This is a genomic window from Campylobacter concisus (assembly GCF_902460705.1).
Taxonomy (GTDB): domain Bacteria; phylum Campylobacterota; class Campylobacteria; order Campylobacterales; family Campylobacteraceae; genus Campylobacter_A; species Campylobacter_A concisus_Z.
This window is the reverse complement of the sequence record NZ_CABPUP010000004.1, coordinates 123,056-133,536: the sequence shown is the minus strand read 5'-3', so window position 1 is coordinate 133,536 and position 10,481 is coordinate 123,056. Positions and strand designations below refer to the sequence as shown.

Genomic DNA, 10,481 nt, shown 5'->3' with positions numbered 1-10,481 from the left:
AAAATCTAAAATATTTGTTATTATTACATTAAAGAAATATATTTATTTGTAAAAGGATGTGCATCAATGGCATTTATCGATTACTTAAGAAGATTTTTTGTTTTTTTTAGATTTAAACACAGTACCATTTTGGTAGCTTCTATTGCATTAAGTATCTTGTTTTGGCTTTATGCTCCACTTATAGCTTTTAATGATGTATATAGCTTTGCTAGTATAAGTTCAAGAGTCACTATATTAATTGCATTTTGGGCAGTTATTTTGTTTTTTGTTTTAATCAAACCATTAATGCACTATTTAGCATCTCAAAAAGATGAAAAAAATAATAAGCTAAAAGAGATAAAAAAAGAGTCTATGGATAGTTTTGGTAAGGCAAAAAGAAATTTTATGCTTTCTTTGAAAGATGCCAAAACAACATGGAAAAAAGATATAAATTTTAAAAAATTACCTTTAATAATGATAATGGGTAATGAAGGTGCTGGAAAGAGCGCATTTATAAACTACTCAAATATAGAATTTCCACTATCTGATAGTTTAGATACTTATAAAAAAATACACAAAAGTACAACAAACTTTAATCTTTACATTTCAAAATTTGGTGCGCTTTTAGATACTGAGGGTATACATTTTGCGCAAGAGAGCTTGTACCAGCCAACAGCTACTGAAGAGCTTCCTGAAGATGATGTGGATAAAAATAGGGATTACTTGCTTAAAAAAAGTATCTGGAGTGAATTTTTACACTTTTTAAAACGAAATGATTTTAACGCTAGATTAAGTGGTGCGGTTTTAATCATAGATACTAAAAAATTCCTTGAAGGCACGCAAGAATATTTTGATGAATTAATTAGATATATGATAAAAAGGGTTAATGACTGTGAGAAACATCTAAATATTAAATTCCCTATTTATATTGTTTTTAGCAAACTTGACTTAATAGATGGCATGGGAGATTATTTTAGGCTTTTCAATGAAGATGTGGCAAATAAAGCTCTAGGAATAAACTTAGATTCAAATTTCTCAAAACAATCACTAGAAATTGAGCTAAAAAGCCTAAGCGAGTCACTACTTAAACATCTCATGAGTAAGAACTCGATTTCGCATTTATTGGAAGATAAAAAACGTTCATATCTCTTTTTAAAACAACTTGATAATTTTTTTGCTTTAGTGAAAGATTTTGTAACAAAGCTAAGCTCTCAAAATGCACTTAAAAATAGCTCAACCATAAATGGAATTTATTTCGTTAGTGCTTATCAAGAAAATATACCTATAAACTACCTTACAAACACTATTTGCGATAGATATAACATCAAAAAACCACTTTTAAGAGCAGTAAATAACTATAGTAAACAAAGCTATTTTGTAAAATCATTTTTAAAAGAGATAGCTTTTAAAGCCAACTTAAATAAATTTAGTGCTCAAAATAGATTTACAAAATTTGCAAATTTTATTTTAGTAGCCATACTTTGTGCTGGAGTATATTTGGGTTCTAGTTTTATTATAGATACCAAAAATATAAAAGAGCAAAATGCTATAAATAATGCAAATAAAATTTCTTCATACCTTGATGGTAAAAAATACAAGGATCTCTCTCCAACACAAAAGATTGAGCTTCTAAATTTACTAAAACAAAGTCTAAATGACTATCCAAGAATCTTTAGCGGCGATACTAAATTTGAGTATATAACACTAGATACTTCGTATAAAGGCTTCACTCCAGTTAAAGCACTTTACTATGATTTGAATGCTGATTTTTTCAAAAATACAGTTTTAACTGAAATGGAAAATATACTAAAAAATGAAAGCGATCCAGATAAGCTAATAAAAGCATTTTATATGTATGATTCACTCTTTGACAAAGACTACACAAATGTGGATTTATTTAAAATTTGGATTAGCACAAACTGGGATAAATTTGAAAAATATGGCGTTGCAAAAGATGAATTTTTAGCGCATATTGAAGCTATCTTAAATGCAGAAAATTTAAACATAACTGCAGATATAGTTGCTCAAAGTATAGCAAATACGAGACTATCGCCTGTGCAAAGAGCACAAAGACTCTACTATATACTTGAGTTCATATCATTCAAAGACGATAAATCTTTTTACGATATTAAAAAAGATGTAGAAAATTTATACACAGTAGTCCAAGAGAAAGAAGCATTTAAGCCATTTAATAAAATTTATACAAAAGAAAATTTAAGAGATTTCTTGTCAAAGCTTAGCTCAAACATAGATCAAACAGCTGGAATAGAATCTTGGCTAATGGAGACAAATTCTTCCTTAAAAGATATTAGCTCAAATGATAAGAAAGAGTTAAGTATTGCTGTAATAGAGCTTTATTTGCAAAATTATGCTGATAAGTGGAGTCAAATTTTAAGAGAAATAGAGCCAAATGAATTTACCACAAAAAAAGAGGTTATAGAAGAGCTTGACATCTTATCAAAAAGAGAAAATCCTTTAAATTCTTTAATAAAATTAACTAATCAAAATACAAATTTAAATGATGAGAATTTACTAAAATATATCTATTCTCTAGGATTTGCTTCAAGTGAGATAAAGCGTGTTTTCAGTGATTTTAGTGCTAAATTTACTAACTATCATGCGTTAAATTCTAATGACTTGCTAGATATTATAAGCAATGACGTAACAAGTGTTTATAAAAAAGTTAGTGACTATAACTTCGAAATGCTTCAAAGCAACGATGATAAAATAGTTTATGCAATAAATGGTATAAAAAACGAAAACGACCCATTCGTTGTCTTAAATAATGATGCTAAGAAGCTTCCAGATGAGTTAAATGAATATTATCAAAAGTTGTCGACACTTGCATGGAAACAAGTAGAAAATGGCGCTTCAGCGCTTTTATCAACAGCATATAGAGATGATGTTTTTGATGATTTTGAAAGTCTTATCAAGCCATTTTATCCATTTAATGAACAATCTCCAAAGGCTGTCAGCATAGAAGAATTTAAAAGATTCTTTGGCAAAAACGGAACTTGGAACAGCTTTTATGACAGATATCTAAAACAAATCTTAAGTAAAACCGCTGATGGTTATAAAATAAGACCAAAATACGCAAAAGAGCTAAGATTTAGCAGAGATTTCCTTAAAAATATTGCCTATATAGACAGAATTTCAAATTTAATGCTTGATTCAAATGATGAACTAAAATTAAATTATAATTTAAAAGCTGTCGACTTATCGGCAAATTTTAGCCATATAAATATTAGTTATTCTAATAACTCTTTGACTTATGATCATACAATTGCCTCAAATTTGATAGTTTCAAGCAAAAATTTTGATATATCAACACAGTTTAAATTCAATGCAGTTTCAAGTACTGGAAGCGAGAGAAAAGAGCTAAGCTTTGATGGAGAGTGGGGCTGGTATAAGATATTAAAAGCTTCAAATTTTAGTAGCGTTGGCGTTAGTACGTTTAATTTTGATGGTAGAAGAGATTCGTATTTTGGCTTTGAAGTAACACCAAATGGAGGAGAGCTTTTAGAGCTTATGGATATCATACCAACGATAAATTTACCAAAGAAGATGCTTTATTAAGGATAAAATATGCAACAAATAGCAGCAGTTATACAAAATTACGATAAAGCGTCAAGCTTTTCAGCTCAATTTATCATTTTTGATGAAAATGGCGGTGATATAGGCTCATTAGACACTACAAAATTTTCTTGTAATGATATGAGCGATTCAATCGCACCAAAACACGCTCATGTTGGATTTGAAGAGGGGGTTTTCACAATCTGTGGCTATAAAGATTGTGAAATTTTTTATAGTGATTCATATTCAAAGCTTCCAGATGACTATGAGAGCGTCATAAATTTGGGCGATGTCTTTAGGATAGGGGAGTTAAAATTTATATTTATAGACCCTTCTAGGATTGATGAATATATAGGAAAAGCCCATAAGATAATAGAAAATACGAAAAATTTTGACAAGCTTGATGATAAACGTTTTGAGCCAGTTGGTAAAATTTCAAATGTTGATTTTAAAGAAGAACCAAAGATAAACTCATTAATAAATGATAAAAAAGATATCACTTTAAATGAAAATGCGCACGATGCAGTTTTAAATTTAAATGAGATAGCTCAAAATTTTGATGAAGAAAAAAATGCAAATAATCAAAATATGCTAACTGCAAAAAGCATGGATGAGCTTTTGACAAAGATAGTTGAGAGTATAAAATTGCAACCAAATATGAGCCCTATAAGTGAGCAGACTAGGACTTTAAATACAAAAGATATGGAAACAATCATGAAAACTCTTCCTCTTAGTGACTCGATAGAACTAATAAATACTGTTTTGGTTAAGCTTATATGCAAAGAGCTATATAGCCAAATGTATGATATAGTCGAGAATAACTCATTTTTTAAATATCTTTCAGGAGCCGTACTAAAAAGCACTAAGGAAGATAAGGAAGCGTTTAATTATCTATTGCATAAAGCCCTTCAAAGCTATATGTTAAAAAAGTAATGTTTTTAATAAAACAGAAAGTAAATAAAAGATAGAATAATCCAAACTTTTTAATAGGAGTAAATATGTCACAACCAGTGTATATTAAAGTGAAAGGTTCTACACAAGGACTTATTTCAAGTGGTGCTTCAACAGAAGCTAGTATAGGTAATCGCTATCAGTCAGGTCACGAAGATGAGATCATGGCTCAAGAGGTTTCTCATATAGTAACAGTTCCAACTGATCCACAAAGTGGCCAACCATCAGGTCAAAGAGTCCATAAGCCATTTAGTTTTACTACATCACTAAATAAAGCTGTTCCACTTCTTTACAATGCTTTAACACAAGGTGAAAGACTTCCAGAGGTTGAGATCTATTGGTATAGAACATCAACTAGTGGTGGTGCGGAGCATTTCTTTACTACAAAACTAGAAGATGCAACTATAACAGATATTACTCTAGTAAGTCCAAATGCTCAAGACAAGCTAAACAGCGACAAAACAGAGCTTTTCAAAGTTTCTATGAACTATAGAAAGATAGTTTGGGAACACGTAGCTGCAGGCACAAGCGGAAGCGACGACTGGAGAGAAGCTACTAAAAAAGCTTAAAACCAACCTAGGGTTTACCCCTAGGGTTAATAAAATCATCTTCTAGCTAGAAGGACACAGATGAGCCCTTTTTATCTTTATCTTTTAAATTAACATGATATGTGAAATGCGATATGAAACACCTAGTTATAATCATATTTCTCATAACATCTTTATATTCACACGAAGTAAATTGCACGGATATGTTTGGACTCATTTTTAATAAAAATTTAAGTGATACTGAAACTACTAAGTATATAAAATACTATATAGATGATCTTGGGTGTGATGCTAATGCTAGTATAAATTTACCGAATTTCACAATGAAAGCCAGTTTATTAGAATTTGCATATAGCGCAAATAAGCCTAAAAGTATTGACGAGATTTTAGAAAAAGGTGCAGTACCTAATGTATGGTTGGCTGGTTCAATAGGATTAGACTTTTTGCTTTTTTTTGAAGAAAATGGTGTTAAGTTAGAAGGGCAGTCACCAAGCCCTGAGCTACTAGAATTTATAAAAACTCAAAAATATAAAGAATTTAAAGAAGAGAAATTTAAGCTAATCAAAAAACTCCTAGAACATGGGCAAGATCCAAAAGGCTATATCCTTTTACAGAAAGTATTAACGCTTGTAAATGATGAAAAAGATTTAGATAATTTATTAAAGAATGAAACTCTAAAGGAATTAGTGCAATGAAGCAATTAGCAATAATCATATTTTTCATAACATCTTTATATTCACACGAAGCAAACTGCACGGATATGTTCGCTGCTATATTTGATAAAAGTGTAAGTGATGAAAATACCACTAAAATCATAGATTACTATATAGACAAGTTTAATTGCGATGCGAATATAACTTTTAAAAGTAATGAACTTAGATATGAGCCAAATTTATTAGAAATCGCCTTTTTAATGAAAAAATTTAAGACTTTTGATGACCTTTTAGATAAAGGCACAAAGCCAAATGGCAGATTAGCTTTTTCTATGGGATCAGAATTTTTATTCTTTTTTCAAGATAATGGAGTTGGATTTGAGAGTAAAACACCTAGCAAGGAGCTACTAGAATTTATAAAAACTCAAAAATATAAAGAATTTAAAGAAGAGAAATTTAAATTAATTAAAAAGCAACTACAATACGGGCAAGACCCTAAAGACTACAAATATTTAAAATATATTTTGAAACTCATAAATGATGAAAAGGATTTAGATAATCTATTAAAGAATAGAACTCAAAAGGAATTAGTACAATGAAGCAATTAGCAATAATCATATTTCTCATAACATCTTTATATTCGCATGAAGCAAATTGTTTAAATATGTTTGCTATGATTTTTGATAAAAATATGACTGATGAAAATACTGCTAAATGTATAGAATATTACATAGATGAGCTTGGTTGTGATGCTAATATAGTCCCAAGCTTCGCTAATGATGGCTCCAATTTACTAGATGCTGCTTATGAAAATAATAAGACTAAAACGTTTGACTTACTTTTAAATAAAGATATTACGCCAGATAAATGGCTAACCGCAATTATAGCAACAGAATTCCTAGTCTTTTTTAGAGAAAACAGTGATGGCATAAAAGAGAAAAAAGCAAGCCCTGAGTTGCTTGAATTTATTAAAACACCAAAATATAAAGAATTTAAAGAGGAAAAATTTAAATTAATCAAAAAACTATTAGGTCATGGGCAAGATCCTTATTATTATGGTTATTTGAGAGTTATATTAAAGATAGTAGGAGATGAAAAAGATTTAGATAAGCTTTTGGAAAGCGAGAAAAGATGATGGATTTTTTTAACGCTAGCAAAAAGAAACTTGATATAAAAAATGATAATATAGAATTAAAAAATTTTAATGAAGAAAATAATAAATTTACTAACTCACAAAATGCTATTGATACCTTTTCTTATCCTTTCTCAAAAATACCAATTATTGGAGAGATTTTTAAAGGAAATGCAGATGCCGCCAAAAATTATATAGATAAAGATGCTAATCTTAAAGAAAAAATAAACAAAGAAGCTGAACGTGGTGGAATAGAAGAAGAAGTTAATAGATTTTATAATATTAAAGAACCAGAAAAGAAATACTTTAAAAAACTTAGAGAAGAAGAAAACGAAAAAAGATTGAAAGAGCAACAAATGGACAAAAATTTAACATCGCCAACATCATCACTGACTAAGCCTGTCATGCTAGCATCCGGTAACTCAGTGGCAACAGATGGCTTTGTGGACTACGGCGTATCTAACGATACTTTCTCAACTCTTCAGATAGCAAACGAGTCAAACGATAAATTTATAGTTACACGTGCAGATATTTATGAAAATTTAGAAAGTATATTTAGCATAGAGTGCTTTGCTTATATAAATTTGGTGAAAAACCCGCTTTATGAAAATTTAGACACCATCTACAATAACGATAAAAGTTACTCAAGCATATATAAATATCTTGATAAAAATATAAAGCTAAGCATAAAAAGGCCGTCTTCAACAAATAAAAATATCGTTCCAGATGGTAGCTCAAACGACATGCACTTTAGTGGAATAGTAAGCGATGTAGAGTATCTTGGCGTAGACGATGAGACTAGTACAAATATAGATAAAAAATACTTCTTTAAATTCAAGTTAACTTCACCACTATATAGACTAAGCATAAATAGAGCAAATAGAATTTATACAGACCAGAGTATTTTAGAAGTAGTAAAAGATATTTTGGCTTTTAATAAACAAAGGCTAACCAAAGAGCTGGACTTCTCAAATATCAAAAATAACTACAACAAGAGAGAATTTATAGCCCAGTACAATGAGAGCGACCTAGCCTTTATAACAAGACTTTGCCATGATAGCGGTATATATTTTTATGAAGACAATGAAAAAATTTATTTTCATGATACATTTATACTAGCTTATAGCAATCAAAATGAAAATTTTACTTCAAGTGACATAAGTAACGGCAAGGAAGCTAGAAAAGTAAGCTTTAATGTAAATTTGAATAATAATCTAGCAACCGAACACATAAATAAAATAACAAAGAGTGAGACACTAAAGGCAAATAGCTTTACGCACTCTTTTCAAAATACAGCTTATCCAAATGTGCTAGAGAGTAAAAATGAAAAGATATTTGACGAGCAGGTAAATATCTATGACAAGCATATAAATTTAGATGAGTATTCATTTAGCGACACTAGCTTGCTTGAAGTTAGCACCTACCTTAAGAAACTAAGAAGTGATATGCTTTTAAAAGAATTTACCGCTAGTTCAAATGTATTTGCACTAAATTTAAATGATAATATCTCGGTAGCTATTGATGCTAGCAAGGGCGAATATGAGTTTAAAATAATAGCTTTAAAGCATACTTATATTGATGAGAGCGTTTTAGAAAATACCTTAAATTTAGGCGATAATGTCCCATTTAAAGATAAAAAATTTATAAGCTCATACACAAATGAGATAAGCATCATTCCAAGTAGTGTGAAATTTGTCCCAAGCTACAAGCAAAAGCCAAAAGCACCAGACATCACGCTAGGCCTTGTAGTCGGTCAAGATGGGCTAAACAGCCAAAATAACACGATCCATACTGATAGCTATGGTAGAGTAAAGGTGAGGTTAAATGCTTTTAGTACGCAAGAGATAATCGATAAAGACGATGCCATCAACGCAAGCTATCATAAGAGTGCTTATCTAAGAGTGATAACGCCTATTGCTAGCAATAGCTCAGGATTTTTTGCTATACCAAGGATTGGCGATGAGGTTATCATCTCGTTTTTACAAAATGACATAGATAACCCAGTGGTAAGTGGCAGCCTATATAATGCCTCAAATACGCCACTTGTAAATGTAGATAGTAACTATCACCAAACATCTCTTAGCTCAAAGACAATCGGTGCAAATGAGACCGGTATAAACGAGATCACTTTATCAAATTTAAAAAATAAAGAGCAAATTTATGTAAAAGCAGAAAAGGATTATGACGAGCTTGTAAATAACGACTTTTCTCAAACAATACTAAATGACAAAAGTTCACAAGTACATGGAAGTTATACTGAACGAGTAAAAAAAGCCCACATCCAGACGATAGATCTTGCTAAAAACGTAAATGTCGGAGGCGAGTATCTAACAACAGTTGGACTTTCAAAAGATACAGTAGTAGGCGTCTCAAATACGCTAAATGTAGCTGTTGATAATAACACAAGAGTAGGCCAAAATAGTCATGAATTTGTAGGACATGATAAATTTGTAGAAGTAAAATCAAATCTTAATACTACCATACATAATGATGAGATGAGAGAGATAAAAGGCACAAAAGAGCAAAATATAGATGGTGGCTATAAGCTAAATTCACAAAAAGGTATAAATGAATTTAGTAATGAGCATATTGTGCTTCAGGCAAATAGCTACATTGATATAAATGCTAAGTCAAATTTCACAACAAAAACAGCTGCCCAGCACACAGAGATCGCTGATTCAAAATTTAGCAATATAGAGACGACTTATGAGGTAAATGCCAAAGATAAGATAATCCATCAAGTAGGTAGCACAAAAGTAACGATAGAAGGATCAAGCGTCGTTATAGAAGTAGCTGGCGTAAAGGCGATATTTGATAGTAGAGGGCTAAGAGTTATCGGTGGAGATATAAAGGCTTTATAAGATCATATTTAAAGACTTACTTTGTATTTTAGTAGGTCTTTAAATTTTTAAATAAAATCAATCTCTGCTAAAACTAAAACTAAGAATTTTAAAGGCAAAGGCTAAATTTAGAGCTAATATAAAAGCTAGCCACACAAATTTTTCAACATTGTACCCCAGTACAATAGACATATACTTCTAAAATTTATATAATTCATTCAAAATTTCAAATACTATAAACAATAAGGAGAGCATGATGGCCAAAGAAGCCGGAGTAGTTAAAAGTATAAACGGAGGAATAGCAAGAGCACTTAATGACCTAACAGGAGAGGTAAGACAATTAAGTGTAGGAGATATTGTATACCAAGGTGAAAAGATAGTTACAGAGGGTTCTAACTCTAAAGTAACAATAACTCAAACTGATGGTAAAGATATAACTTTAATAGGTAAAGATACTCTAACTCTAGATCAAGACTCTAATAATAACGAAACAGTAGCTGATATCTCAGCTTTACAACAAGCCATCTTAAAGGGAACAGATCTTAATGCTCTAGAAGAAACTGCAGCAGGTGGTCCACAAGCAGGTGGTAATGGTGGAGATGGCGTAAGCTTATCTTCTACTAGCTTTGCAGAAGGAGGCCACATTAGTAACATCAATGCTAATGTAGGAAGCATAGATGCTTTATCTCTAGCAGCAGGTGGAGATAATAGCTTTGGTGTAAGTGGAGGAAGTGCTATTGGGGCTGGAGCTGGAGCTGAAGCAACAGGACCTGCTTTACCAGCAGGAAGTATAAAAATTCCATTG

Annotated in this window: 8 protein-coding genes; all 8 read left to right on the top strand. The window is 30.9% G+C overall.

Annotation, left to right across the window (positions count from 1 at the left end; genetic code table 11):
• Positions 1 to 66 precede the first annotated feature (66 nt).
• The gene (gene tssM / locus F3G75_RS06950; RefSeq protein ID WP_149717040.1) at positions 67 to 3,555 is read left to right on the top strand and encodes a type VI secretion system membrane subunit TssM; all 3,489 of its coding nucleotides are present in this window, start codon (positions 67 to 69) and stop codon (positions 3,553 to 3,555) included.
• A 9-nt stretch (positions 3,556 to 3,564) separates the two neighbouring features.
• Positions 3,565 to 4,485, top strand: a complete 921-nt coding sequence (locus F3G75_RS06945; protein ID WP_149717039.1) for a hypothetical protein — start codon at positions 3,565 to 3,567, stop codon at positions 4,483 to 4,485.
• A gap of 65 nt (positions 4,486 to 4,550) precedes the next feature.
• Entirely contained in the window at positions 4,551 to 5,072 is a 522-nt protein-coding gene (locus F3G75_RS06940; RefSeq protein ID WP_054195925.1) for an Hcp family type VI secretion system effector, read from the top strand.
• Positions 5,073 to 5,254: 182 nt separating this feature from the next.
• A complete protein-coding gene (locus F3G75_RS06935; protein WP_223154355.1) occupies positions 5,255 to 5,746 on the top strand; it encodes a hypothetical protein in 492 nt (163 codons plus the stop codon).
• A complete protein-coding gene (locus tag F3G75_RS06930) occupies positions 5,743 to 6,303 on the top strand; it encodes a hypothetical protein (RefSeq protein ID WP_223154354.1) in 561 nt (186 codons plus the stop codon). The genes F3G75_RS06935 and F3G75_RS06930 overlap by 4 nt, the downstream gene beginning before the upstream one ends.
• On the top strand, positions 6,300 to 6,839 hold the full coding sequence (locus F3G75_RS06925; RefSeq protein ID WP_223154353.1) for a hypothetical protein: 540 nt from the start codon (positions 6,300 to 6,302) through the stop codon (positions 6,837 to 6,839). Before F3G75_RS06930 ends, F3G75_RS06925 begins: the two co-directional genes overlap by 4 nt.
• Complete coding sequence (locus tag F3G75_RS06920; protein WP_188115401.1) at positions 6,836 to 9,697, top strand: type VI secretion system Vgr family protein; 2,862 nt, start codon at positions 6,836 to 6,838, stop codon at positions 9,695 to 9,697. The genes F3G75_RS06925 and F3G75_RS06920 overlap by 4 nt, the downstream gene beginning before the upstream one ends.
• A gap of 235 nt (positions 9,698 to 9,932) precedes the next feature.
• Positions 9,933 to 10,481 (top strand): retention module-containing protein (locus tag F3G75_RS06915; protein WP_188115400.1); only part of this gene is annotated, 549 nt, incomplete at its 3' end.